Annotated in this window: 23 protein-coding genes; 9 read left to right on the top strand and 14 right to left on the bottom strand. The window is 74.2% G+C overall.

Features of this window, described 5'->3' with window-relative positions; all coding sequences use genetic code 11:
• Window positions 1-146: 146 nt before the first annotated feature.
• Both ACSLIC_RS01420 and pgm read right to left on the bottom strand, forming a co-directional pair.
• The gene (locus ACSLIC_RS01420; protein ID WP_436735845.1) at window positions 147-317 is read right to left on the bottom strand and encodes a hypothetical protein; all 171 of its coding nucleotides are present in this window, start codon (window positions 315-317) and stop codon (window positions 147-149) included.
• A gap of 210 nt (window positions 318-527) precedes the next feature.
• Window positions 528-2,168, bottom strand: a complete 1,641-nt coding sequence (gene pgm, locus ACSLIC_RS01415; RefSeq protein WP_436735844.1) for a phosphoglucomutase (alpha-D-glucose-1,6-bisphosphate-dependent) — start codon at window positions 2,166-2,168, stop codon at window positions 528-530.
• Window positions 2,169-2,289: 121 nt separating this feature from the next.
• Between pgm and ACSLIC_RS01410 the strand changes: the two genes are divergently transcribed.
• The 3 genes from ACSLIC_RS01410 to ACSLIC_RS01400 all read left to right on the top strand — a co-directional run bounded on the left by ACSLIC_RS01410 (window position 2,290) and on the right by ACSLIC_RS01400 (window position 6,044).
• Window positions 2,290-3,054: a uracil-DNA glycosylase gene (locus ACSLIC_RS01410; protein WP_436735843.1), complete on the top strand. Its 765-nt coding sequence runs from the start codon at window positions 2,290-2,292 to the stop codon at window positions 3,052-3,054.
• 350 nt (window positions 3,055-3,404) lie between these two features.
• The gene (locus ACSLIC_RS01405) at window positions 3,405-4,868 is read left to right on the top strand and encodes an MFS transporter (RefSeq protein WP_436735842.1); all 1,464 of its coding nucleotides are present in this window, start codon (window positions 3,405-3,407) and stop codon (window positions 4,866-4,868) included.
• Window positions 4,869-5,003: 135 nt separating this feature from the next.
• Window positions 5,004-6,044 carry a glutathione S-transferase family protein gene (locus ACSLIC_RS01400; protein WP_436735841.1) on the top strand — a complete coding sequence of 347 codons (1,041 nt, stop codon included), beginning with the start codon at window positions 5,004-5,006 and terminating at the stop codon, window positions 6,042-6,044.
• A 4-nt stretch (window positions 6,045-6,048) separates the two neighbouring features.
• Here the strand turns inward: ACSLIC_RS01400 and ACSLIC_RS01395 are convergent, their stop codons facing one another.
• Window positions 6,049-6,594 carry an adenylyltransferase/cytidyltransferase family protein gene (locus ACSLIC_RS01395; protein WP_436735840.1) on the bottom strand — a complete coding sequence of 182 codons (546 nt, stop codon included), beginning with the start codon at window positions 6,592-6,594 and terminating at the stop codon, window positions 6,049-6,051.
• A 104-nt stretch (window positions 6,595-6,698) separates the two neighbouring features.
• Entirely contained in the window at window positions 6,699-7,130 is a 432-nt protein-coding gene (locus ACSLIC_RS01390; protein ID WP_436735839.1) for a hypothetical protein, read from the bottom strand.
• A 68-nt stretch (window positions 7,131-7,198) separates the two neighbouring features.
• On the opposite strand from ACSLIC_RS01390, the gene ACSLIC_RS01385 reads away from it, so the two are divergent.
• Window positions 7,199-7,825 (top strand): TetR/AcrR family transcriptional regulator, encoded by a 627-nt coding sequence (locus tag ACSLIC_RS01385; RefSeq protein ID WP_436735838.1) that lies wholly within the window; start codon window positions 7,199-7,201, stop codon window positions 7,823-7,825.
• A 402-nt stretch (window positions 7,826-8,227) separates the two neighbouring features.
• On the opposite strand, the gene ACSLIC_RS01380 is transcribed toward ACSLIC_RS01385, so the two are convergent.
• The 6 genes from ACSLIC_RS01380 to ACSLIC_RS01355 form a co-directional block, all read right to left on the bottom strand.
• Window positions 8,228-10,018, bottom strand: coding sequence for an ATP-binding cassette domain-containing protein (locus tag ACSLIC_RS01380; RefSeq protein ID WP_436740241.1), 1,791 nt, complete (start codon window positions 10,016-10,018; stop codon window positions 8,228-8,230).
• 611 nt (window positions 10,019-10,629) lie between these two features.
• Window positions 10,630-10,791 carry a hypothetical protein gene (locus tag ACSLIC_RS01375; protein WP_436735837.1) on the bottom strand — a complete coding sequence of 54 codons (162 nt, stop codon included), beginning with the start codon at window positions 10,789-10,791 and terminating at the stop codon, window positions 10,630-10,632.
• Between the two features lie 123 nt (window positions 10,792-10,914).
• Window positions 10,915-11,865 (bottom strand): cytochrome c oxidase assembly protein, encoded by a 951-nt coding sequence (locus ACSLIC_RS01370; protein WP_436735836.1) that lies wholly within the window; start codon window positions 11,863-11,865, stop codon window positions 10,915-10,917.
• Between the two features lie 136 nt (window positions 11,866-12,001).
• Window positions 12,002-13,027: a 6-phosphofructokinase gene (locus ACSLIC_RS01365; RefSeq protein WP_436735835.1), complete on the bottom strand. Its 1,026-nt coding sequence runs from the start codon at window positions 13,025-13,027 to the stop codon at window positions 12,002-12,004.
• 285 nt (window positions 13,028-13,312) lie between these two features.
• Complete coding sequence (locus ACSLIC_RS01360; RefSeq protein WP_436735834.1) at window positions 13,313-14,044, bottom strand: type 1 glutamine amidotransferase; 732 nt, start codon at window positions 14,042-14,044, stop codon at window positions 13,313-13,315.
• 30 nt (window positions 14,045-14,074) lie between these two features.
• Window positions 14,075-15,313 carry a MurT ligase domain-containing protein gene (locus ACSLIC_RS01355; protein ID WP_436735833.1) on the bottom strand — a complete coding sequence of 413 codons (1,239 nt, stop codon included), beginning with the start codon at window positions 15,311-15,313 and terminating at the stop codon, window positions 14,075-14,077.
• Window positions 15,314-15,519: 206 nt separating this feature from the next.
• On the opposite strand from ACSLIC_RS01355, the gene def reads away from it, so the two are divergent.
• Window positions 15,520-16,071 carry a peptide deformylase gene (gene def / locus ACSLIC_RS01350; protein WP_436735832.1) on the top strand — a complete coding sequence of 184 codons (552 nt, stop codon included), beginning with the start codon at window positions 15,520-15,522 and terminating at the stop codon, window positions 16,069-16,071.
• Window positions 16,072-16,104: 33 nt separating this feature from the next.
• On the opposite strand, the gene ACSLIC_RS01345 is transcribed toward def, so the two are convergent.
• Window positions 16,105-16,734: a TetR family transcriptional regulator gene (locus ACSLIC_RS01345; RefSeq protein ID WP_436735831.1), complete on the bottom strand. Its 630-nt coding sequence runs from the start codon at window positions 16,732-16,734 to the stop codon at window positions 16,105-16,107.
• 171 nt (window positions 16,735-16,905) lie between these two features.
• Here ACSLIC_RS01345 and ACSLIC_RS01340 point away from each other — a divergent pair, with 171 nt between their 5' ends.
• Window positions 16,906-18,132 carry an acyl-CoA dehydrogenase family protein gene (locus ACSLIC_RS01340; RefSeq protein ID WP_436735830.1) on the top strand — a complete coding sequence of 409 codons (1,227 nt, stop codon included), beginning with the start codon at window positions 16,906-16,908 and terminating at the stop codon, window positions 18,130-18,132.
• Window positions 18,133-18,493: 361 nt separating this feature from the next.
• Here the strand turns inward: ACSLIC_RS01340 and ACSLIC_RS01335 are convergent, their stop codons facing one another.
• Both ACSLIC_RS01335 and ACSLIC_RS01330 read right to left on the bottom strand, forming a co-directional pair.
• Entirely contained in the window at window positions 18,494-19,036 is a 543-nt protein-coding gene (locus ACSLIC_RS01335; protein WP_436735829.1) for a flavoprotein, read from the bottom strand.
• Entirely contained in the window at window positions 19,033-20,223 is a 1,191-nt protein-coding gene (locus tag ACSLIC_RS01330; RefSeq protein WP_436735828.1) for a helix-turn-helix domain-containing protein, read from the bottom strand. Before ACSLIC_RS01330 ends, ACSLIC_RS01335 begins: the two co-directional genes overlap by 4 nt.
• Before the next feature lie 96 nt (window positions 20,224-20,319).
• Here ACSLIC_RS01330 and ACSLIC_RS01325 point away from each other — a divergent pair, with 96 nt between their 5' ends.
• From ACSLIC_RS01325 to adhP, 3 genes are all read left to right on the top strand, one after another.
• Window positions 20,320-20,511, top strand: a complete 192-nt coding sequence (locus ACSLIC_RS01325) for a hypothetical protein (protein ID WP_436735827.1) — start codon at window positions 20,320-20,322, stop codon at window positions 20,509-20,511.
• A gap of 248 nt (window positions 20,512-20,759) precedes the next feature.
• Window positions 20,760-20,903: a hypothetical protein gene (locus ACSLIC_RS01320; RefSeq protein WP_436735826.1), complete on the top strand. Its 144-nt coding sequence runs from the start codon at window positions 20,760-20,762 to the stop codon at window positions 20,901-20,903.
• Window positions 20,904-21,235: 332 nt separating this feature from the next.
• Window positions 21,236-22,249, top strand: a complete 1,014-nt coding sequence (adhP, locus tag ACSLIC_RS01315) for an alcohol dehydrogenase AdhP (protein WP_436735825.1) — start codon at window positions 21,236-21,238, stop codon at window positions 22,247-22,249.
• Window positions 22,250-22,291: 42 nt separating this feature from the next.
• Here the strand turns inward: adhP and ACSLIC_RS01310 are convergent, their stop codons facing one another.
• The gene (locus tag ACSLIC_RS01310) at window positions 22,292-24,286 is read right to left on the bottom strand and encodes a hypothetical protein (RefSeq protein ID WP_436735824.1); all 1,995 of its coding nucleotides are present in this window, start codon (window positions 24,284-24,286) and stop codon (window positions 22,292-22,294) included.
• Window positions 24,287-24,495 lie beyond the last annotated feature (209 nt).

Here is a 24,495-nt window from a genome sequence, read left to right as displayed (position 1 = left end):
GAGTTGCGTGGAGTAGTTGGTCTCGTACTCGACGGGTGGGACGTGGCCTGACACACCGCGGATTCGTCGGTGGCAGTACCCGTCGATCCACCCGGTGGTGGCCAGCTCGACCCCGCCGGAGCGGGCCCGGTGCTCGTCGACGAACGCTACGAGCGCGTGTGCGGCCGGTCGAGCTCGGACGCGAAGAAGGACGCCGCCGCCTTCATGGTGCCGTTTGCCCGCTTCAGCTCGGCGATCTCCTTCTTCGTCGCCTTGATCTGCGCGGACTCCTCCGTGGTCGTCCCCGGCCGCTCGGGATCGACCTCGTCGCGCTTCACCCAGTTCCGCCGGACAGGCCCCGCTGTTCTCTCCGCGGACCTCGGCGACCATACGGACCGCTCGTTTGCACAGCTCAACGGGATAGGAGGAGGGACGTGCCGGGACTCGGTCCCTTCACGGAATCGAGCCTCTACCGAACCCGGGGCGGTTCACCCCGGGGTGCCCCGGGCGCCCCTCGCACAGCGGCCGGGGCGCCCGGGGGCCGGGGATCAGGCGTCCAGGGCCGCCCGGACCACGGCCTTCGCCTCGTCCTGCACCTCGGCGAGGTGCCGCTCGCCCAGGAACGACTCGGCGTAGATCTTGTACACGTCCTCGGTGCCGGACGGCCGGGCGGCGAACCAGGCGTCGGCCGTCGTCACCTTGATGCCGCCGATCGGCGCGCCGTTGCCCGGCGCCTCGGTGAGCACCCCGGTGACCGGCTGCCCGGCCAGCGTGTCCGCCGTGACCTGCTCCGGTGAGAGCCGCGCGAGGACCGCCTTCTCCTCGCGGGTCGCCGGCGCGTCGATCCGGGCGTACGCCGGGGCGCCGAACCGCGTGGTCAGTTCCGCGTACCGCTCGGAGGGGCTGCTGCCGGTCACCGCCAGGATCTCCGAGGCGAGCAGGGCCAGGATGATGCCGTCCTTGTCGGTGGTCCACACCGAACCGTCCCGGCGCAGGAACGAGGCGCCCGCCGACTCCTCCCCGCCGAAGCCGAGCGAGCCGTCGAGCAGCCCGTCCACGAACCACTTGAAGCCGACCGGCACCTCCACCAGGTCCCGGCCCAGGTCGGCGGCGACCCGGTCGATCATCGACGAGGAGACCAGCGTCTTGCCGACGCCGGTGGTGACGGGCCAGCGCTCGCGGTGCTCGAAGAGATAGCCGATCGCCACCGCCAGGTAGTGGTTGGGGTTCATCAGCCCGCCGTCGGGCGTGACGATCCCGTGCCGGTCGGCGTCGGCGTCGTTGCCCGTGGCGATGTCGTACCGGTCGCGCCCCTCGATCAGCGAGGCCATCGCGTAGGGCGAGGAGCAGTCCATGCGGATCTTGCCGTCCCAGTCGAGCGTCATGAACGACCAGGCGGGATCGGTGCGCGGATTGACCACCGTCAGGTCCAGGCCGTACTGCTCGGCGATCCGGCCCCAGTAGCCCACCGAGGCGCCGCCCAGCGGGTCGGCGCCGATCCGCACCCCCGCCTTGCGCACCGCCGCCAGGTCCACCACCGAGGCGAGCGCGTCGGCGTACTGGCTCAGGAAGTCGTGCCGGCCCGTCGTGGGCGCGGCCAACGCCCGCGCCCACGGCAGACGCCGGACCTCCCTCAGCCCGCCCGCGATGATCTCGTTGGCCCGGTCCTGGACCCACCGGGTCGCCTCGCCGGCCGCCGGGCCGCCGTTCGGCGGGTTGTACTTGAACCCGCCGTCGGTGGGCGGGTTGTGCGACGGCGTGACCACCACACCGTCGGCCAGGTGCCCGGTGCGCCCCCGGTTGTGCTCCAGGACCGCCAGCGACACCGCCGGGGTCGGCGTGTACCCCTCGTCCAGGTCGAGCAGCACCCGCACCTCGTTGGCGGCGAAGACCTCCACGGCCGTCACCCGGGCCGGCTCCGACAGGGCGTGGGTGTCCGCGCCCAGGTAGAGCGGCCCGTCGGTGCCCTGGAGCGCCCGGTACTCGCAGATGGCCTGGCTGGTGGCGGCGATGTGCGCCTCGTTGAACGCCGTGGCCAGCGAGGAACCCCGGTGGCCCGAGGTCCCGAACGCGACCTGCTGGGCCGGGTCCTCGGGATCGGGCCGCAGCGCGTAATAGGCCGTCACCAGCCGGGGTACGTCGACCAGATCGTCGGGCCGTGCCGCCTCTCCCGCACGCTCGTGGGCCATCCGCGTTCTCCTTCTCCTCGTCCGGCCGTGGTCTGCCGCCATCTTCGCCGCTGGGCGCATCCGCCGCGAGTACACCCCGCCCGTGACGGGCCACGCCGCCGCCCGCCGCTACGGTGGCCGCATGCCCCACCCCGCCGCCCCCGGCCCGGACGACCGCGACCACCCCGCGCTCAGCGCCCCCGGATGCCCGGACCTGGACGCCCTGGACGCCCGGCTGGTCGGCTGCCGGGCCTGCCCGCGGCTGGTGGCCTGGCGGGAGGAGGTGGGCCGGGTGCGCCGGGCCGCGTACCGCGACGAGACGTACTGGGCCCGGCCCGTCCCCGGCTTCGGGCCGGGTGACGCCTGCCTCGCCGTCATCGGGCTCGCCCCCGCCGCGCACGGCGGCAACCGCACCGGGCGCCTGTTCACCGGCGACCCCACCAGCGACTTCCTCTTCGCCGCCCTGCACGCCGCGGGCCTGGCCGCGCTGCCGTACTCCCGCAGCCGCGACGACGGCCAGCGCCTGTACGGCACCCGCCTCGTCTCCCCGGTGCACTGCGCCCCGCCCGACAACCGCCCCACCCCCGCCGAACGCGACACCTGCCGCCCCTGGATGGCCCGCGAACTCGCCCTGCTCGGACCCACCCTGCGTGCCGCCGTCGTCCTCGGCGGCTTCGGCTGGCAGGCGCTCATGCCGGTCCTCGCCGCCGCCGGGTACGTCCTGCCCAGGCCCCGCCCCACCTTCGGCCACGGCGCGCACACGCGGGTCGAGGGCCCCGGAGGCCCGCTCGACCTCCTCGGCTGCTACCACCCGAGCCCCCGCAACACCTCCACCGGCCGCCTCACCCTGGAGATGGCCACCGACGTCTTCCGCCGCGCCGCCCGCCTCGCCCGCCCCGGCGGCTGAGGCCCTCTGCGGCGCGCCCGGACCCCGGGGTGCGGTGCGGCCATGCAGCAGCATCCCCGGCTCCGCTCCCAGGGAGCCCCCGTCCGCGCCTCCTGCGCGCAGGAGGCGCGGGCTCAGCCGGCTGCGCCGCCGTGGCCGGGTGGGTTCACCCCTCCCGTGCCTTCCTGCCCCTGATCCCCGGTTCCCCGCCGCGGCCAGGAAGCCCGCCCCGGACCCCCGACTCCGCGGGGCCCGCCTCCCTCGCCGCCCCCGCACGCACCGCCCGGCGCGAAGAATCGCCGTACCCCCACTAGGGTGCGACGAGGGGGCGGCCCCCCGGCCGCACCGTCCCACATACAGGGGGCAGCCCGGTGAGTCAGCAGCAGCACGCGCCCGAGGCGCACGAGCCCGATCCGCGGCGCTGGCGGGCCCTCGGCGTCTGCCTCGTCGCGGGTTTCATGACGCTCCTGGACGTCTCCATCGTCAACGTCGCGCTGCCCTCCATCCGGGACGGCCTCGACACCCCCGAGTCCGACCTCCAGTGGGTCCTCTCCGGCTACGCACTCGCCTTCGGCCTCTTCCTCATCCCGGCCGGCCGCCTTGGCGACGCCCGGGGCCGGCGGACCGTCTTCATCGCCGGGCTGATCCTCTTCACCCTCTCCTCGGCCGCCTGCGGAGCCGCCCAGAACAGCACCTGGCTGGTGGTCGCCCGCCTCGTGCAGGGCGTGGCCGGCGGCCTGATCTCCCCGCAGATCTCCGCCCTCATCCAGCAGATGTTCCAGGGCCGCGAACGGGGCCGCGCCTTCGGCATGTTCGGCACCGTCGTCGGCATCTCCACCGCCGTCGGCCCGCTCCTCGGCGGCCTCCTCATCCAGGCCGCGGGCCACCAGGAGGGCTGGCGCTGGGTCTTCTACGTCAACCTGCCGCTCGGCATCCTCTGCGTCCTGCTCGCCCGCCGCCTGCTGCCCGACACCCCGCACGCGGGCCGGGTACGGCTGCGCGACCTCGACCCCGTCGGCGTCCTCCTGCTCGGCCTCGGCATCGTCGCCCTGCTCCTGCCGTTCGTGCAGTCCCAGCAGTGGAGCGGCAACGGCAAATGGCTGATGCTCCCTGTCGCCGCCGTCCTGCTCGTCCTCTTCCTCCTCTGGGAACGGCGCTGTTCGCGGCGCGGCTTCCAGCCCGTCGTCACCCTCTCGCTCTTCCGGGTGCGCTCGTACTGGCTGGGCTGCCTGCTGATCCTGCTGTACTTCGCCGGGTTCACCTCGATCTTCTTCATCACCACGCTCTACCTCCAGGTCGGCCTGGAGTACACCGCGCTCCAGGCGGGCATCGCCATCACCCCCTTCGCACTGGGCTCGGGCCTGGCCGCCGGCGCCGGCGGCCGGCTCGTCTCCCGGTTCGGCAGGCCGCTGGTCGTGGTCGGGCTCGGCATGGTCGCCGCCGGGCTGGCCCTCACCGCGCTCGCCGTGCACCTGGTCCCGGGCACCGGCGCGGGCTGGGCGATGGCGCCGCCGCTGCTCCTCGCCGGACTCGGCAGCGGCCTGGTCATCGCCCCCAACCAGACCCTCACCCTCTCCGAGGTGCCCGTGCACACCGCCGGCTCGGCCGGCGGCACCCTCCAGACCGGGCAGCGGGTCGGCTCGGCCGTCGGCATCGCCGCCGTCGGCTCCGTCTTCTTCGCCCAGGTCGGCCCGGACGGCTGGGCCACCGCCTACGACCACGGCCTGATCGTCTCCGTCGCCTTCGTCGTCGCCGCCCTGGTCGTCGCCGTCGCCGACGTCGCCGCCGGCCGCCGGGAGGGCCGACACGGCAGCGGCGGCTCCGCCACCCCCTGACCGCTCCCCCTCGGAGCCGGGGGGACAGGACGCGACTGGTTCCCCCGGACGGGTGGGGAGGAGCCACGCACACCGCGGACGGGGAACGAATGATGACCGTCCCCGCCACCGACCCCCACCGGAAGGAGCCCGGCGATGAGCAGCCCCACCACCGCCCCCGCGGCCGACCCCAGCGGCAACGCCGAGTACGGCCACAAGCCCTTCAAACGGGCCCGCAGCCACTTCGCCGACCGCATCACCGCCGACGGCCGCGACGGCTGGCCCGTCGAGGCCGGCCGGTACCGTCTGGTCGTCAGCCGCGCCTGCCCCTGGGCCAGCCGGGCCTTGATCGTCCGGCGTCTGCTCGGGCTGGAGGACGCCCTCCCGCTCGCCGTCACCGACCCCGTCCAGGACGACCGGAGCTGGCGCTTCACCCTCGACCCCGACGGTGTCGACCCGGTCCTCGGCATCCGCTATCTCGGCGAGGCGTACCGCGCCCGCGAGCGGGAGTACGACGGCGGGATCAGCGTCCCGGCCGTCGTCGACGTGCCCAGCGGCGAACTGGTCACCAACGACTACCAGCAGATCACCCTGGACCTGGAGACCCAGTGGACCGACCTCCAGCGCGCCGGTGCCCCGGACCTCTACCCGGAGCGGCTGCGCGAGGAGATCGACGAGGTGATGGACGCCGTCTACCAGGACGTCAACAACGGCGTCTACCGCGCCGGGTTCGCCTCCACCCAGGAGGAGTACGCCGAGGCGTACCGGGCTCTCTTCCGCCGGCTGGACCGGCTCTCCGAGCGCCTCGCGGGCCGCCGCTACCTGGTCGGCGACACCATCACCGAGGCCGACGTGCGGCTCTTCACCACCCTGGTGCGCTTCGACGCCGTCTACCACGGCCACTTCAAGTGCAACCGGGAGAAGCTCAGCGAGGACCCGGTGCTGTGGGCGTACGCCCGGGACCTCTACCAGACCCCCGGGTTCGGCGACACGGTCGACTTCGACCACATCAAGCGGCACTACTACCAGGTGCACACCGGGATCAACCCCACCGGCATCGTCCCGCTCGGCCCGGACCTCACCGGCTGGCTCTCGCCCCACCACCGCGAGGAGCTCGGCGGCCACCCCTTCGGCGACGGCACCCCGCCCGGTCCGCCGCCCGCCGCCGAGGTCATCGGCCCGGCCGGACGTCCCTGACCGGTCAGCCGAGGCCGCCCGGCAGCCGGCCGCTGACGATCCGCGTCGTCGAACGGCCCGGGGTCTCAGCGATCTCCCAGGCCCGCGCCCCCAGTTCGGCCGCCGCCCGCCGCTTCTGCTCCGTGTACGGGTCGTGCACGGTCCAGGCCATCGCGCCGGGGGCGAGCGGTGCCAGCAGCGCCGCGTAGGCGCTCCAGTGCGTCACCGACGGGTCGCCGTGGACGAGGAAGGTCCCGTCGACCGGGCGGAGGGCACGCAGGAGCTCCGCCCGTTCCTCCGCCGGCTGGAACGGGCGCGCGGGCCCCTTCCAGCCCCGCGTCCGCCGGTCGTCCTCGACACCCACCAGCAGTGGCAGCCCCCGCTCCCGCACCTGAGCCAGGAACCGCACGTGCCCCACGTGCAGCAGGTCGAAGACCCCGGTCACCACGGCGGCCCCGCCCCCGGCCGCCTCGGGCACCGAACCGTCGGGCCAGGACAGGGTCAGACCCCCGCCGTGCCCGACGGGAGCGGCGGGGGAGGGGGACGAAGCGGACGACGCGGAACGGCTCATGGGCACACGCTAGTACCCAGCGTGACCTGCCGCGTCGGGTACCGGTGCCGGTGTGATCGACACCATCGCACGTCAAGGGCGTGGCCCACCGCCGGGTCGCCGTGTCAGTGTGCGCAGCCCTGCGGGCGGGTGTCCGGGATCTTCGGCACGGGGGTGGCGATCAGCAACAGCGTGGCGAACACGAGCGGCGCGGCTGTCTGGTAGCCGATCCACACCTCGCCTCCGGCGCTGCCGCCCTGCCGTGCCGTCAGCAGGCCGGCGAGCGCCGTCAGTACCCAGCCGCTGTCGTAGACGACCATGAGCCACACGCAGGTGCGGACCGGGCGGCTGCGCGCGAACGTGATCTCGGCCCCGCCGCCGATCAGCAGGGCGACGCCGGAGACGACCATCAGCCAGGCGGACACCCCCAGCAGCTCGCCGAGCCAGAAGGCGCCGATCAAGTACGCGGCTCCGAGCAGCGCCTTGAACGCACCGTCGGCGACGATCCCGGTCACAAGGCGCCTCACCGCCGGTGTCACAGTCCTGGCCCGCGTCATGAGCGTTCCCCTCTCCGATGCCTCTCCTGTTCCCGTAACCACGTTACGGGAATAATGGAGTTATGAGAATGACGAGAGCCGAGGCCAAGGAACGCAACCGCCGCGCCCTGCTGGACGCCGCCCTCCAGGTCGTCTCCCGGGACGGGCACCGCGCCAGGCTGGACGAGATCGCCGAGCGGGCCGGACTGACGACGGGCGCTGTCTACTCACTGTTCGGCAGCAAGGGCGGCCTGGTGGCGGCCTTGGTCACCGACCATCTGCAACCGCACTACGAAGAGGTCGAGCGGGCGGTCGCCGCCGAGGCGGACCTCCTGGCCGCGGTCGAAGCCTTCGCCCGGCACCACCGGCGCGGCTGTGACACCCCGGCCGCGACCGCCGCCCTGTCGTTGCAGATCACCCTGTTGGACATGGCCCTGCACGACCCCGCCCTCGGTTCCCGGCTCGCCGCGTCCGTACGGGAGCAGGAGAGCCGCCTGACCGCGTTGTTCACCGGCAGGTCGCACCACGGGAAGGCGGTGACGGCACATCAGGCGGGACGCCTGGTGACCGCGCTCAGGGCCCTGCTCGTCGGTCTCACCCAGGGCGTGGTCCTGGGCCTCGCCCCCGGTGCCGACGAGCAGTACTTCGCCGACGCCGCCCGCGCCCTGGTGTCCCACGCGCCCCTCGTCGACCAGGACGCCGACGCCCTTGTGTGATGCGGGCCGCGCCCCCTGTGCCTCCCCCCACACGGAGGCCGGATCAACCGCGCGCTGTCCCAGGGGAGTTCACGATGGCCCAGCGAATCCGCGAGCGCGGTGCCGTCGACGGCGGCGTCACGGTCCCGCCGAGTCCGTCGCGTGCCGACAGGCGTACGGAAAGATCGCCGGCCGGTCGGAGGGCGGCGGCTAGAGCCTGTCGGCCGGAGTGCCGGGGGCGGCGGGAACAGGCGCGTGCCCGTTCCCGCCGCCCCACGACCACGGCGGTGGGTGCCTTGGGGCCGGCGGACGACGCTCCCTCCGGTGCATCCCGGAGCGGGGCCAGGGCCGGGCTGAGGCGCTGCGGAGCCTCTCACCGCGAGGCGTCCGGGCCCGCCCCGGCCCTCCCCGGCGGGACCCCGCTCAGCGGCGGCGCACCCGCGCTGCCTCCTCGCAGAGCCGGGTGAACGGGCCGCCAGCCGACGCCAGTTCCTCGAAGCGTCCCTCCTCCACCACCGTGCCGCCCGCCAGCACCACCACCCGGTCGGCCAGTCGGGCATGGTCGAGTCGGTGCGTCACCATCAACGTGATCCGCCCCGGGGCGCCCTCGCGGACCGCCGCCAGGACGTGCTGCTCGCCGGTGGCGTCCATCGCGCTGGTCGGCTCGTCCAGCACCAGCAGCCCGGGGGAGCGGTGCAGGGCCCGGCCGCAGGCCAGCCGCTGCCACTGGCCGCCGGACAGCTCGTGCCCGCCCCACAGGGCGCGGGCCAGCAGCGTGTCCAGGCCCTGCGGCATCCGCCCGACCGCCTCGGCCATCCCGACCCGCCGGGCCGCCCGCCCGAGCGCGTCGTCACCCGGTGCCCCCGGCAGCCCGAGGTGGAGGTTCTCCCGTACCGTCAGCGGCCACCTTCCGATGTTCTGCGGGACCAGCCCCACCTGGCGCCACACCGACTCGGCGTCCGCCCCCGCGAGGTCGGCGCCGTCCCAGCGCACCGTCCCGCGGGTCGCCGTCACCAGGCCCGTGACCAGCCGGACCAGCGTCGACTTCCCCGCGCCGTTCCCTCCGACCAGGGCCACCACCTCGCCCCGCCGCAGCGTGAGCGACACCGGTCCGAGCGTGGGCCGCTCCGCCCCCGGGTGGGTGTAGCCGACCGCCTCCAGCCGGATCTCGCGCGGGGGAGCCACGGCCCGGGGGCCCCGGCGCACCCGGCGCGCCCCGGCGTCGGCGACGAACCGGTGGTAGCCGTCCAGGTACAGACCGTCGTGGAAGAGCGCGGCCCCGTACCGGACCATCTCGGCCATCGCCCGGCCCGCGCCCTGCGCCGCCACCACCGCCGCCCCGGCCGTCGCCGCCGGCATCCGCCCGGTCAGTACCAGCCCCGCCAGCGTCGCCCAGAGCGCCGCGGTGAACAGCCCGCCCAGTGCCGCCGACACCGCGCCCACCCGCAGGAACCGGGGCGCGGCGGCCAGCGCGCGGCCCTCGACCCGCTCGCACATCCCTCGGTACCAGCGGTACAGGTACGGCCGCATCGTGTTGGCCCGCAACTCGTCCGCGAGGTCGGGCGTGGTCAGGAACCAGCGCATCACGTCCCGGGTGGTGCGCGCCGAGGCCGACGCCTCGAAGACCTGGTGGTCGATCCGGGCCGCCACCGCGCCGCCCACGGCGCGCGGCACCACCGACAGGGCGAGCACGCCCAGCAGCAGCGGGTGCAGCACGGTCAGCACCGAGGCGGCCACCGCCAGTTGCACCAGCCCCTCCGTGAGCGCCTTGGCGTCCTCGGTGAGCGTCATGGCCCGGCCCACGCCGGTCTCGGCCGCCCGGCTGCGGTCGGTGAAGCCGGGATCGTCGAAGGCGTCGAGTTCGGCCCGCATGTGCAGGTCGACCAGGGCCAGTTCCATGGCCCCGGCGATCTTCGGGTTGAGGCGCCGGGTCGCCCACTCCGCCACCAGCCGCGCTCCGGCCCCGGCCCCGGTGGCCGCCGCCGCCAGCAGCAGCGCGGGGGCGGCCTCCCGCACCGTCCGGGCCGGGTCCCCGGCGCCGAACAGCACCGTCATGGCCCGGGCGACGGCGGTGAACGTCACCGCCGTCGAGGCCCCGGCGGCGAGCTGGCAGCCCAGTACGGCCAGCACCATCCACCGGTCGACCGACCAGGCCAGGCGTACCGTCCTGACCAGCGCCGCCGGGATGCGCCGCAGCATCCGCCCGAGCGGCACCTCAGGTACCGCCCCTGCGGCCGGGCCGCCGCAGCGCAGCTCGGGGCCGTCCGGCGCCGGGGGCTCGGGCCGCTTGCGCTGTCCGGGCAGGGCGGCCCCCGGCCGGCTCATCGGCGGCCCCCTTCGGCAAGGGGGGCAGCGGCGGCCGGGCGGTCACCGGACCGGTCCGTGGCAGGCGGTGCCGCGTCAACCCGGCCGACGGGCACGGGTGGCGCGGAACGGGGCTGATCGAACGCCGGGGATGCGGCGCCGGAGACAGGGCAAAGGTGCACGGGTCCTCCGCTGAGGTCGTCGACGGATACGAGCGACCGGAGAACGTGCCTGATCAAGAAGGGGTCACGGTCACCCCGGGGCGAGGTGTCGCGCGTATGTGCGAAGGTTCGAGTGGCTCCGAAGCGGGGTCGGGGCTGCACTCGTCCCGGGCCTTGTTCGATTCACCCGTCGGTGTGGAGTCACCCCTGAGGGGGATTGCCCCGCACCGTCCGGCGCTGCGTGCCCGGCCGCGCCACCGGCCCGGTCTTCGCCCTCTGGCCTCCGGGGCGCGTCCACGCACACGCCGACGGGCGGGCCCCCGGGGGAACCCGCCCGTCCGTCGCTCTTCGGACGTGGCCTCACGCACTGCGCGAGGTCGCCACCATGCTGACCGTGGCCATCGCCAGGACCACCCAGCTGAACCAGACCCAGCCGTTGCTCTCCAGCGCCACCGAGTACGCGGTCGCGAGCACCAGCGCGCCGACGGTGAGTCCCCCCATGGTCTTCGTGGAACCGTGCATCGGACGCCTCCTTCCGGCGGCCGGGACCGGAACCGGTGCGAGACCGCCTCGGCCTCCATGGTCGCCCGCCGGCACCCGCACCGCCAGGTCTGCGACCCGGCCGGTGACCTGCCGTACCGCTCGTCAGCCCCGCCGGGCGTGCAGCGAGGCGAGATAGGCGTTGTACGCCTCCAGCTCCTGGTCGCCGTCCCGGTCGGCGGCCCGGTCCTTGCGCCGCGCCTGCCGCTCCTCCGAGCGCCGCCACTGGAACAGCAGCGCCAGCAGCACCACCACCGAGGGGATCTCGCTGAACGCCCAGGCGATGCCGCCGGCCGCGCTCTGGTCGCTCAGCGCGTCGATGCCCAGCGAGGCCGGCGGGTGCAGGTAGGTCCCGATCATCGGCCCCGAGGCCATCATCAGGGCGATGCCGAAGAAGGCGTGGAAGGGCATGCCCGCGAAGAGCTCCAGCATCCGCATCACGTAGCCAGGCCGGTGCGGGCCCGGGTCGACGCCCATGATCGGCCAGAAGAAGACCAGGCCGACGGCGAGGAAGTGCACCATCATCGCGATGTGGCCGACCGTCGAGCCCATCAGGAAGTCGAAGAGCGGCGTGAAGTACAGGCCGTACAGGCTCGCGATGAACATCGGGATGGTGAAGGCGGGGTGGGTGATGATCCGCATGTACCAGCTGTGCAGGAGCTTCAGCAGCAGCTCCCGAGGCCCGGTCCGGCCGCGCGCCGCCACCGGCAGCGCCCGCAGCGCCAGCGTGATCGGCGCGCCCAGCAGGAGCAGGAGCGGCGTCAGCATGCTGATCACCATGTGCTGCACCATGTGCACGCTGAACATGACCATGCCGTAGTCGTTCAGCTTGGTGCACATCACCAGCAGCAGGGTCAGCACGCCGATGACGAACGAGACGGTCCGGCCCACAGGCCAGCGGTCGCCGCGCGCCACCAGCCGTGCCACGCCCCAGCCGTAGAGGGCCAGCCCCAGCAGGCAGGCGAAGAGGAAGAAGCCGTTGAACGACGGCTCCAGGCCCCGGCTCAGCGTGAACGGCGGCAGATCCGTCATCATGCCGTGCCCGCTGTGATCCATGTGTCGCGCTCCCACGGGAAAGGTCCGGCGCCGTACGGAAGGATTCGTACGGGATGTCCGCACCAGACTAGAGGCGCCCCCGGCCGCGTCGGCGGCCGGGGGCGCCGTTTCCGTGTGTGGCGGCGGACGGGCGCGGTCAGAGGACCGTCTGCGCCTCCGCGTACCGCGCCTCGGGGACCGTCTTCAGCGTCTCGACCGCCTCGGCGAGCGGCACCATGTCGATCTCCGTGCCGCGCAGCGCCGTCATCTTCCCGAACTCCCCGCGGTGCACGGCCTCCACCGCGTGCCAGCCGAACCGGGTGGCCAGCACCCTGTCGTACGCGGTGGGGGTACCACCGCGCTGCACGTGGCCGAGGATGACCGCGCGGGCCTCCTTGCCGAGCCGCTGCTCCAGCTCGATGGAGAGCTGCTGGGCCACCCCGGCGAACCGCTCGTGGCCGTAGACGTCGGTGCCGCCCACGTCGAACTTCATGGTGCCCTCGACGGGCTTCGCGCCCTCGGCGACGACCACTATGGCGAACTTCTTGCCCATCGAGAACCGCTCGCCGACCACCCGGGTCAGCTCCTCGATGTCGAAGGGCCGCTCCGGGACGACGATGGCGTGCGCTCCGGCGGCCATGCCCGAGTGGAGCGCGATCCAGCCGGTGTGGCGGCCCATGACCTCGACGATCAGCACCCGCTGGTGGGACTCGGCGGTGGTCTTCAGCCGGTCCAGCGCCTCCGTGGCGACACCGACGGCGGTGTCGAAACCGAAGGTCACGTCGGTGACGGCGATGTCGTTGTCGATGGTCTTCGGCACCCCGACGATGGGCAGCCCCGCGTCGGAGAGCAGCCGGGCCGCCTTGAGGGTGCCCTCGCCGCCGATCGGGATGATCGCGTCGAGGCCCAGCTCGGCGACATGGCCGCGGGCGCGTTCGACGCCGCCGCGCAGGTGGGCCGGCTGCACCCGGGAGGAGCCGAGGATGGTCCCGCCGCGGGCCAGGATGCCGGAGACGGCGTCCAGGTCCAGCTTGCGGTAGTCGCACTCCAGCAGGCCCTTCCAGCCGTCGTGGAATCCGATGACCTCGTCACCGTGGTCGACCACGGCGCGGTGTACGACCGAACGGATGACGGCGTTCAGACCGGGGCAGTCGCCGCCGGAGGTGAGGACACCAATACGCATGGCCCGCAGAACCTTTGCAACGAGGGCGGAGACCGGACCACGTCGTCCGGCTGGATGGCCGTCACCCTACCGGCGACGAGGGCTCGTTTCCGAATCCGGAGTCCGCCTGATGGACGTCTGTCAAGTGTGCGAAGAGGCCGTCGTTTGAGCGGAGTTGGCGCAGTTCAGCGGCTTGCGGGGAACTCCCGCCGGGGCCACGTGGGTTGACCTGCGGCGGGTACGCGGACGGCGCCGCCCCCGGGTCGGGGAGCGGCGCCGTGGGACGCCTGGGAGCGCCGGTCGCGGTCAGGCCGGCTGCTGGGTCGCGGCGGCGATCCGCTCGGCGCGCAGCGCCTCGTACCAGCGGTCGTCGGCCGGGGGCAGCGCGTTGACGTCCAGCGCCAGCTTCAGCAGCATGTCGCCGATGAGCGGGTTGCGGGCGAGGACCGGACCGTGCATGTACGTGCCGAAGACGGTGCCGTTGAAGGCGCCCTCGGTGCCGTCGCCGGTGCCGTTGCCGCGCCCCATCCGGACCTTGGCGAAGGCGCTGGCCGAGGGGCCGAGGTGGGTGACGCCCTGGTGGTTCTCGAAGCCGGTCAGCTGGGGCAGGCCCAGGCGCGGGTCGATGTCGGCGAGCACGTCACCGACGCACCGCTCGCCCTCGCCCCGGGTCGAGACGACGTCCAGCAGGCCGAGGCCGGCCTGGCGCTGGCCCTGGTCGTTGATGAACTCGTGGCCGAGGATCTGGTAGCCGGCGCAGACCGAGAAGACGATGGCGCCGTTGCCGACGGCGCGGGAGAGGCCGCCGTCGCGGTGCAGCCGCTCGGCCGCGAGCCGCTGCGGCCGGTCCTCGCCGCCGCCGATCAGGTAGATGTCGCCGGAGGTCGGCACCGGCTGGTCGCTGCGGACGTCGATCCGCGTCACGTCCAGCCCCCGCTGCCGGGCCCGGCGCTCGACGACCAGGGCGTTGCCCTGGTCGCCGTAGGTGCTGAGGAGGTCCGGGTAGACCCAGACCAGACGCAGGCTGTTGTCGCTCATGCTGTGGTGTCCTTAACGGGCTGGGGCGGATCAGTTGCCGACGCGGCGGCGCACGTCCTGGAACGCGGTGTAGTTGGCGATGACCTCGATCCGGCCGGGCGGCGCGGACTGCACCGCCTCGTCCAGGGTCTCGCAGACCCGGAAGTCCAGCCCCGCGACCTCCAGGCGCACCGCCAGGTCCAGCTTGCGGTCGCCGATCACGAAGATCGGGTGTCCGGCCAGCTGCGTGTAGTCCACGTCCCACAGCCACGAGGTGTCGGTGCCGTCGGCGCCACGCGCGTTGACGGAGAGGACGACCGGGGTGGGCGGCGGGTCGATCAGGGAGAAGGTCTCCAGCCAGCCGGCCGGGTTCTTCGCCAGCAGCAGCCTGAGGTCGCGGCCGAGGAACGACACCACGTCGTACCGCCCGGCCACCGCCTGCACCTGGTACATCCGCTCCAGCGCCACCTGCGGCGGTACGCCGAAGACGGCGGCGACGGCCGCCGAGGAGGTGGCGTTGGCCTTGTTGGCGCGGCCCGGCAGCTGGAGGTGGATCGGCCAGGCCGAGCCGTGCGGGTCCAGCACGTGGTCGCCGGTGAGCGCCCAGGTCGGCGTCGGGCGGCGGAAGCCGCACTGACCGCAGAACCAGTCGTCGCCGGGGCGCTGCATGACGCCGCCGCAGGAGGGGCACGACCAGGCGTCGTCCTTCCACGCCTGCCCGGCCGCGACCCAGACCACCTGCTGCGAGGAGGAGGCGGCCCACACCACCAGCGGGTCGTCGGCGTTGGCGACGATGACGGCCTTCGAGCCGGCCAGGCCCTCACGCCACTTCTCGGCCAGCATGCGGGTCTCGGCGGCGCGGTCGAGCTGGTCGCGGGAGAGGTTGAGCAGTGCGATGGCCTTCGGCGTCACGTCGCGGGCCACCCCCGCCAGGTACTTCTCGTCGACCTCGATCACGCCGAACTTGGCGTCGGAGCCGCCCGCCAGCGCCGAGGTGATGCCCGCCGGCATGTTGGCGCCGAGTGCGTTGGAGACGACCGGTCCGGCCGCCCGCAGCGCTTCGGCGATCAGCCGGGTCGTCGTCGTCTTGCCGTTGGTCGCCGAGACCAGGACCACGTCCAGGTGCTGCGCGAGCCGCGCCAGAAGATCGGGGTCGAGCCTGAGGGCCACCTTGCCGCCGATCACCGATCCGCTGCCGCGGCCCGCGGCGCGGGACACCGCCGCCGCCGCCCTTCCCGCCGTCACGGCCAGCTTGGCCCGCGGCGACAGCGGCTCCGTGTTGCCTGCCATCGTCCTAGCTCCTCCTTGCGTCCGCGCCCGCGCCTCACACCCGGCGGCTCGCCGTCGCACCGTGTGCGCCTCGGCTGTCGCCCCTGGGCACCGCACACCGGCCGGGGGGCGTGCGGTCGGGATCAGCCTATCGACTGACGCGCCCGGCCCCGAACCGCGGCACCTGCCCGCCCGTCCGCCGCGCCGTCCTGCGTACGCTGATCACCATGCGACAGCGTTCCATTCCGGGCAGCACCGGACGTGTCCGGCCCTTGGCCCTGCTCGGCGACCCGGTCCTCGCCGCCCCCTGCGAGGAGGTCGCCGACTTCGGCCCCGCACTGGAGCGCCTGGTGGAAGATCTCTTCGCCACCATGTACGCCGCCCGGGGGGTGGGCCTCGCCGCCAACCAGATCGGCGTACCGCTGCGCGTCTTCGTGTACGACTGCCCGGACGACGAGGACCGCCGCCACCTCGGCCACCTCGTCAACCCCCGCCTGGTGGAGGCCGACGGCGTGGTGGTCCGGGGCCCGGAGGGGTGCCTGTCGCTGCCGGGTCTGGAGGCGGGGACCGAGCGGTACGACCACGCGGTGGTGGAGGGGGTGGACCTGCGCGGCGAGCCCCGCTCGGTGCACGGAACCGGCTTCTTCGCCCGCTGCCTTCAGCACGAGAGCGACCATCTGGAGGGGACCCTCTACGTCGACCGGCTCACCGGCCTGCGCCGCCGCCGAGTGCTGCGGGCGGCCGCCCGGGCGCCGTGGGCGGGGGAGCGGGAGGGGTAGAGCACTGCTCTTGCCAGGCAGATGCCGGCCGTGTCAGAACCCGGGGCCGCCGGCCTTGTCCCCCGCCGCCGCGAGCCGGCCCCACAGCAGGTCGGCCAGGGCGCTCACCAGGGCGGCGCGTCCGCACGGGCGGTCCGAGAGCCACCAGTCCCCGGCGGCGTGCATCATGCCGACGATGCCGTGTCCCCAGGCGCGGGCCAGTTCGTCGCCGCGCGGTCCGAGGTCCACGCGCTCGGCGACGACCTCGGCCAGCTCCTCGCCCATCAGCCGCAGCAGCGGCGCCGAGTGGCGGCCCGCGCCGAAGGCGGTGTCGCCCTCGGCGGGGTGCATCAGGAAGCGGTAGACCTGCGGCCGGGACTCGATGGCCGCCAGGTAGGTGTCCAGGGTCGCCTCCACCCGCTCCCGGCGGTCGGCGGGGGCGTCCAGCGCGGCCCGCAGTGAGGCGAGCAGTGCGTCGGTGTGCCGCTTGGCCAGCGCGCTGTAGAGGCCGCCCTTGTCGCCGAAGTGCCGGTAGAGGATCGGCTTGGTGATCCCGGCCTCGGCGGCGATGGCGTTCATCGAGGCGCCGGGGCCGTCCCGCAGGACCACCCGGTCCGCGGCGTCCAGCAGTTCGCGGCGCCGCTGGGCGGCCCGCTGCTCGGCGGTCCGCTGTGTGGTCTCCATGGATTCTCCCCGCCGGCTGCTCATTCGTGACGCCTCGGCAACGTAACACCCTGGGCCTCGCCGACTGTGACCGGGCGGCCGGGCGTGAGCGCCCCGGTGGTGGAGGTTGACAGATGCTACCGACCGGTAACAGACTCGCGTTACCGCAAGTAACAAGCAGCTGGAGGGGTCATGGCCGAGTTCACCATGGAGCTCAACGACGAGCAGAAAGAGGTGCGGGACTGGCTGCACGGCTTCGCCGCCGACGTGATCCGCCCGGCCGCCGCCGAGTGGGACGAGCGGGAGGAGACCCCCTGGCCGATCATCCAGGAAGCCGCCAAGGTCGGAATCTACTCCCTCGACTTCTACGCGCAGCAGTACTTCGACCCCACCGGCCTCGGCATCCCGATGGCGATGGAGGAGTTGTTCTGGGGTGACGCGGGCATCGCCCTGTCGATCGTCGGCACCGGCCTCGCCGCCGTCGGCGTCCTCGCCAACGGCACCGAGGAGCAGATCGGCACCTGGATACCCCAGATGTACGGCGACGCCAACGACGTCAAGGTCGCTGCCTTCTGCTCCTCCGAGCCCGACGCCGGCTCCGACGTCGCCTCCATGCGGACCCGCGCCGTCTACGACGAGGCGAAGGACGAGTGGGTGCTCAACGGCACCAAGACCTGGGCGACCAACGGCGGCATCGCCAACGTCCACGTCGTCGTCGCCGTGGTCGACGCCGAACTGGGCTCCAAGGGCCACGCCTCCTTCATCGTGCCGCCGAACACTCCCGGCCTCTCCCAGGGGCAGAAGTTCCAGAAGCACGGCATCCGCGCCTCGCACACCGCCGAGGTCGTCCTGGAGGACGTCCGCGTCCCCGGCTCCTGCCTGCTCGGCGGCAAGGAGAAGCTCGACGAGCGCCTGGCCCGCGCCCGGGAGCGCGCCAGGAGCGGCGGCGAGCGCGTGAAGAACGCCGCCATGGCCACCTTCGAGGCGTCCCGCCCGGCCGTCGGCGCCATGGCCGTCGGCACCGCCCGCGCCGCCTACGAGGAGGCCCTGGAGTACGCCAAGACGCGGACCCAGTTCGGCCGCCCGATCATCGACAACCAGGGCGTCGCCTTCCAGCTCGCCGACATGCGGACCTCTGTCGACGCGGCCCGGCTGCTGGTCTGGCGCGCCTCCTGGATGGCAGTCAACGGCAAGCGGTTCACCGCCGCCGAGGGCTCCATGTCGAAGCTCTTCGCCAGCGAGACGGCGAAGAAGGTCACCGCCCAGGCCATCCAGATCCTCGGCGGCAACGGCTACACCCGCGAATACCCGGTGGAGCGGATGCACCGCGACGCCGCCATCTACACCATCTTCGAAGGAACCAGCGAGATCCAGCGCCTGGTCATCGCCCGCACCCTGGCGGGCATGCCCATCCGCTGAGCGGCTCCGGACGCAACGAAGCCCTCCTCAAGACGGGAGGGGCTTCGTTGCGTCCCTGGAAGCGTCGCGAGTGGGCGCCGGGGACGGAATGCGGAAGATCGGCTTCTGGCTTCAGCTCCGTGTCGCGCCCTGCGTTGTTGTGCGGCGTCGGCGTCAGTGGCGGGTGGGCGCCGCGCTGGACCTCATGCCGACGGACGGCATCACGGACCGCCTCCGCCCACTCCGCGAGCAGCCGCTCGTACCGGGCTCGTCGTCGGCGGACCGGCGGCCTCCCGAGCGCGGCATCAGCGCGCGGATCTCCACGTTCACCGCCCGCGGCGGGGCGCGGCGGGACCGTGGGCGGGGAGGGTACGGGGGCAGACTAGCGGCCCTCACCGGCAGCGCGTTCCACCTCGGCAAGGGCTTGGTTCCACCCGAAACCGCAGGCTGCGCCCTGCTTCGGCTGGTGCGGCTCCCCCTCGGTGAACACCACCCGCACCCCCTGCTCCCGCAAGGTCTCCACCGCCTTGCTCACTGCTGGCTGCGCCCCGAGCGCGGTGGACCAGAAGGGCGCGGCCACCACCGGCACGCCGAGGTGGACCGCTTCGGCCGGTAGGCCCAGCGCCACCGTGTCCGTGATCCCGGCCGCCCACTTGCAGGCGGACGTGGTGGTGAGCGGCGCGACGAGCATCGCGTCCGCCTTCGGCAGGCCGCCGGACTGGCCGGGCAGGGTGTACCGATGCCGGACCGGGTGCCCGGTCAGGGTCTCCAGCTCGGCCAGGGAGTCGGCCCACCACGTCGCGGCGGTCGGGGTGAGGAGCAGGCAGGTGTCCCAGCCGGCTGCCTGTGCCGCGCGGACGCCGTCGTCCACGTACTGGGCGGGGCCCGCAGCGGTCGCGATCAGGTAGAGCACGGGGCGAGTCATGCGGGCAGTCCACACCGGCGGGCGAGGCCGGTCAACTCCGGTCCGGGGACGGGGACCAGCTCCATGAGTTCCTCGACCAGGCGGTTCACCGAAGGCCGCCGCACCTCCTCGGGCGCCAGGCGCTCCGCGTCGAGAAGGTCCCGCACAGCTGCACTGCGGTCCCGGGTCAAGGCCCGAGCGCGTGCCGTGGTGACGAGGTGCCGGGCCTGCCGTTCCCGGCTCAGCGCGCGGAGCGCTCCAGGGGTGATGTCGGCCGACGACTCGACGGCCGACCAGGCGTCGTCCAGGCGGAGGGCCACGTCCACCTCGTGAAGGGCGACGTTGGTCGAGCCGAAGCTGGTGTAGTCCGCGCCCTGCTCGCCTTGCTGGGCTGCGACGTCGCCTGCCGCGCCGAGCGTGTCGGCGGCCACCTTGACGGTGTGTGGCGAGCGGCCGTCTCCGGTCACGGCGATGGCGGCGACGAGGTACAGCATGCCGAGGGTGGAGAGGCCGGAGGCGCCGCCGGTCTCCAGGGCGGGGCGCAGGGTTTCGGCGGTGGCGGTGGCGTACCCGGCGGCGGCGCCGTACCGCTGCTGATGCATCAGGCCGCGGGCGACGCGTCGTGACGCCGCGCCGATCGCGACCGCGTCACCCGACTGCTGGGCGGCCGCGAGGGCGCGGTCGGCGGCGAGGACGGCCGGGGTGCGGGCGCCGTCCCCGTACTTGAACAGCAGTGATGCTGTGAGCTGGTAGGCACGTGAGAGGAGCACGGCGGCAGCGGGGCCGGTGTCGGCGGTGCGGTGCGCGTCGGCCAGCACGCGGGGGAGTTCGCGGGCGGCGGCCGTGTAGTGGCACGCCTCCCACGCCTGGCAGCAGTAGGCGATGCGGCGGTGTAGCGCGCCGATCGGCACCTTCCGGCCGGAGGGGGAGGGGGCGTGGAGGGAATCGATGAGCGCGGCGACGTCCGCCGGCGGTGTGGTGGCGGCCGAAGGCGGCGGTGTGTCGGCCACGAGGCGGTCCAGGGGGATGCGCAGGGCGTGCGCCGCCCGTTGCAGAACGGACAGGCGCGGGTCGGTCTGCCGCTGCCCGCCTTCGAGGTCCTGCACCCAGCGGCGCGACTGGCCCATGAGGCGGCCGAGGTCAGCCTGGGTCAGTCCGCGCTGGTCACGCCAGTAGGCGATGCGCCGGCCGAGGTGAGCAGCATCCATGGCCATCCCTGTGACAACGCACGCACTCTGCGTGCCTGCGTCCGTTGTACCCCGGCTTACCGTGCGCCGTACCTGATCCGCAGCAACGGGGGCGCCATGACGACCATGCAGTTACCGCAGCCGGCACAGCTCACCGACGGGCAGCTGCGCGGGGCGCGCTGCGTGTGGTGCGAGGCGCCGCTGGCCACGACGGCAGCCGTGGACCTCGGTATCCGCCCGCACCCGCAGTACCCGGGGGCCCGGTGGTTCCCCCGCGCCTGCCCGTCGTGCCACCGGGCCCGGTCGTGACCGGCCGGCTCTGCTCGGCGTGCCGCATCCAGGAGCACGCCTTCTGCACGGGCAGTTTCGACCTGTACGTCGGCGGTAGGCCCTGGCCCGCGATGCGGTACCGGTGCGTGTGCCCCTGCTGCCCCAGCGAGGTGCGCGGGGTCTGCGACCGGTGCGGCGGGCCGTGCGGCCCGGACACCGCTGCCGGGCACCGCACCTGCCGACACCCCCGTACTCTCGCCCGCCACACCCTCCCGGAGGAGACCCCGGTGAACATCTGCGCCCGCTGTGACAAGCCCATCCTGTACAGCGAGGAGTACGACCGGATCGCGGTGGAGGCCGTGTCCGGGGCCCGGCCGGACGTCCTCCTGCACCGCGAGTGCCCCGGCAGTCGGCCCCGCGACCGCGCCTGAACCAGACCCCGGCCGGGCCCCGTACCGCCCGAGGCGTCCGGTGGAACGCGACGCAGGGCGCAACACCGTCCGGGCTCACCGGGCGTTCACCGGCGAGAAGCGCCTCAAAGCCAGCCCCCGCCGCCGTCTGCACCCTCTTCGAAGGAACCGGCGAGGTCCGGGGTCCGGTCGGCGCCCGCACTCCGGCAGGCATGCGCGTCAGCTGAGGCCGACTCCGCCGGGAGGGGCTTCCGAGCGGCGGAGGCCGCCTGTGGGCAAGCGAGACAAAGCGGGGCGAATTAGCCTGTTGTCCGGCGTCGTGCGCCAACCGCCCGCAGCAGAGGGAGTACCTCATGAAGGCAGCCGTGGTCCGCAGCTTCACCGAGCCGCTCGTGGTCGAGGAGCGGGAGGTGCCCGAGCCCGCGGGGCACCAGGTGCTGGTACGGATGGAGACCTCCGGGCTCTGCCACACCGACATCCACGCCGCCCGCGGCCACTGGCCGGTCAAGCCCAGCCCGCCGTTCGTCCCCGGCCACGAGGGCATCGGCATCGTCGAGGCCAAGGGCGACCAGGTGGACCACGTGCAGATCGGCCAGCGGGTCGCCATCCCCTGGCTGGGCGAGGCGTGCGGGCACTGCGAGTACTGCGTCACCGGCTGGGAGACGCTCTGCCTGGAGCAGCGGAACAGCGGCTACTCCGTCGACGGCAGCCACACCGAGTACGCCCTGGCGAACGGCAACTACGTCGTCCCCGTCCCCGACGGCATCGACCCGCTCGACGCCGCCCCGCTGACCTGCGCAGGGGTCACCACGTACAAGGCGGTCAAGCTCTCCGGCGCCCGCCCCGGCAAGCGGGCCCTGGTCTCCGGCATCGGCGGGCTCGGCCACCTCGCCCTCCAGTACGCCAACATCTTCGGCGCCGAGACCATCGCCGTGGACATCACCGACGAGAAGCTCCAGCTCGCCCGCGATCTCGGCGCGGACCACGTGATCGACGCCCGCACCCAGGAGGTGGCCGAGGAGGTGCGGCGGCTCGGCGGCGCCGACGCGGCCATCTCGCTGGCCGTCAGCAACGACTCGTTCCGCGCCGCCTACGAGTCGCTCAACCGGGGCGGCACCCTCGTCCTGGTGGCGCTGCCGCCCGAGGGCGAGCTGTCGATCCCGGTCTTCGACACCGTGCTGGGCGGCATCACGGTCACCGGCTCCATCGTCGGCACCCGCGAGGACCTGGTGGACGTCTTCCGGCTCCAGCAACTCGGCCGTACCCGCGTCGTCCGCGAGAGCCGCCGCCTGGAGGACATCAACACCTCGATCGACGAGGTGCTGGACGGCAAGGTGACCGCCCGCCTCGTCTTCGACCTGCGCTGACCGGGGCGCGGTCCGCGTCCGCGGCCCCCGGCCGGCGCCGGTTCAGCGGTAGTCCAGCTCCACCAGCTCGTCCCCGTCGGCCAGGTGCCCGGTCACCCGGGGATCGGGCTCGCCGTCCGTCCGTACGGCCACCGTCCGGCCGCCTTCCCGGTCGTGCCCGGAGACCGTCAACGCCCGTACCTCGCGGCTGCCCGCCGCCAGCGCGTACCAGCGGCCCGACGGCGCCCGCCACGCGGTGCTCGCCACCAGGTGCCGCCCGAACCGGCCGCACGCGGCGGTGGGCCCGCTCTCGCCGACCAGCCGCACCGGCGTCGCCGCACGCCGGGCCGGGAGCCGCAGGTGGACCATGACCTGCCCCGGTCCGCGCCAGGTGCTGACCCGGGTGCAGCCCCACACCGCCCGCCCGGAGTCCTCCGGCAGGGGCTGCTCGGCGAAGTCCCAGGTGTTCACCGACCGCACCCCGCTCCGCTCCAGCCCGGCCAGGCGGCACCCGACCCGGGCCCACGCCGCCGCCGCGGCCTCGCCGGTCGTCTCGCCGGGCGCACGGGAGGCCCCCGGACCGGGCAGCGGTGTGTGGGAGAGGCGGGCCGCCGTCAGCTCGCCCAGGTCGGTCACGAGGAAGGCGTGGTCCTCCACGACCCGGGGCGAGGAGCGCAGCCGTACCACCGGCCACCGCTCGCAGGCCGCCCCCGCGACCGGCGGCCCCGCCACCGCCTCCGTCACGCCGTCCTCGGCGACCCGCAGCTTCTGCCCGGCGGCACCGGGACGCAGCAGGTCCCGGGTCTCCGCCCCGCTCACCCAGGGGGCCAGCAGGAACCGCACCCCGCGCTCCGTACGGCTGAGCACCAGCGCCGCCGCCGTCGTCACGTCCGCCCCGTCGGTCCTGGCCACCTCCAGCGACGGCGGGGAGGAACCATTCAGCGGTTCGGCGTAACGGGCCGCGCGGGTGCCGTCGTGGAGGAGGACCACCGCCGCCCCCGCCACGTCCCCGGCGTAGAGCAGTTGGGGCGGGCCCGCCGGGGGCACCGCGGGCGTGGTGCGCGACCGCGTCAGCTCCACCCCGGCCGCCTCCGGGGAACTCCAGGCACGCAGCGCCCGGCCCAGCAGTTCGGTGTCCTCGGTACGGCCGCCGCGCGGCGGCCACGCCGTGAAGTCCACCCGCGCGGTGTCCGCCCACACGGCGGCGTCGGCGCGCCGCAGCAACCCCGGGTTGAGCGCGGGGGTCGCGCCCCGCGCCTCGGCGACCGGGGCCACCCCGCCCTTGCCGTCCGCCTCGCTCGCGCCCGGTCCGGGCACCGGCGCCGGTCCGGCCACCGCCAGCGCGCACGAGGCGGCCACCGCGACGAGGCCCACGCCCACCAGCCGGGTCCTGCGGCGGCGGCTCAGCAGATCGGTCGGCCCGATCTGCACCTGGCACGGGTCGAACCCCTCGGACGCCGGCAGCGCGTCGGCCGCCGGGCCGGTCCGCTTCCGCACCCCGGCCGCCTCCGCCAGCGCGGCTCCCACGTCCGCGACCCCGGCCGCGGTCAGCAGCGCGGCCACGTCCTCGGCGCCCAGCCCCTCCAGAGCACCCAGCGCGAAGGCGGCCCTGGCCGGTGCCGAGACCCCCGCCAGCGCCCGCTCCAGCGCCAGTTCCTCCGTACCGCCGGCCCGGGGGAAGAACCGCAGCCCCCACGCGGCGGGCAGCCCCGGCCGCAGCGCGCGCGGCGGCGGCAGGCGGCGCGGCCAGAGCGGGGGGCGACGCCCGAAGGAGAGGGCGGCCGACAGGACCCGGCCGCGCACCCAGGCGTAGCCGACCGGGTCCGTGCTGCCCCGGGGGACCGGGACCTGGCCCCGGCCGGTGGTCAGGCCGGGCAGCGCCCGCTGCACCACGCCGTGGGCCAGCAGCACCCGCCGGTGCCGGCCCAGCGCGGGAGGCAGTACCAGATGGGCCAGGCGCACCAGCCGCGCGTACTGCTCGACCACCACCGCCTCGGCCCGGTCGAGCCCGATCCGGGCGGGGGGTACGGCGTCGGGACGGTGGGGGAGGGGCGCCATGGGACGGAGAGCCTTTCGCGGGGCACAGGAGGACTGCTGCTGACGAGCACTCCGTCAAACGAGTGAACCGGGGGAGGGTCACAAGGCCCGCGCGCACCCGCCCCCACCTGCGCGGCGGCCCCGCGCACCGGCCGCGGGCCGGCGATCTGTGATCCTTGTCCCTGCGACCGGCGCACGGTGGACGGGAACCCGCCGCGCCGGGGCCACCG

It is taken from the genome of Streptomyces sp. BBFR102 (assembly GCF_051397025.1).
Lineage (GTDB): Bacteria > Actinomycetota > Actinomycetes > Streptomycetales > Streptomycetaceae > Streptomyces.
The sequence above is the reverse complement of the archived record's forward strand: the minus strand, read 5'-3'. Positions and strand labels throughout refer to the sequence as shown.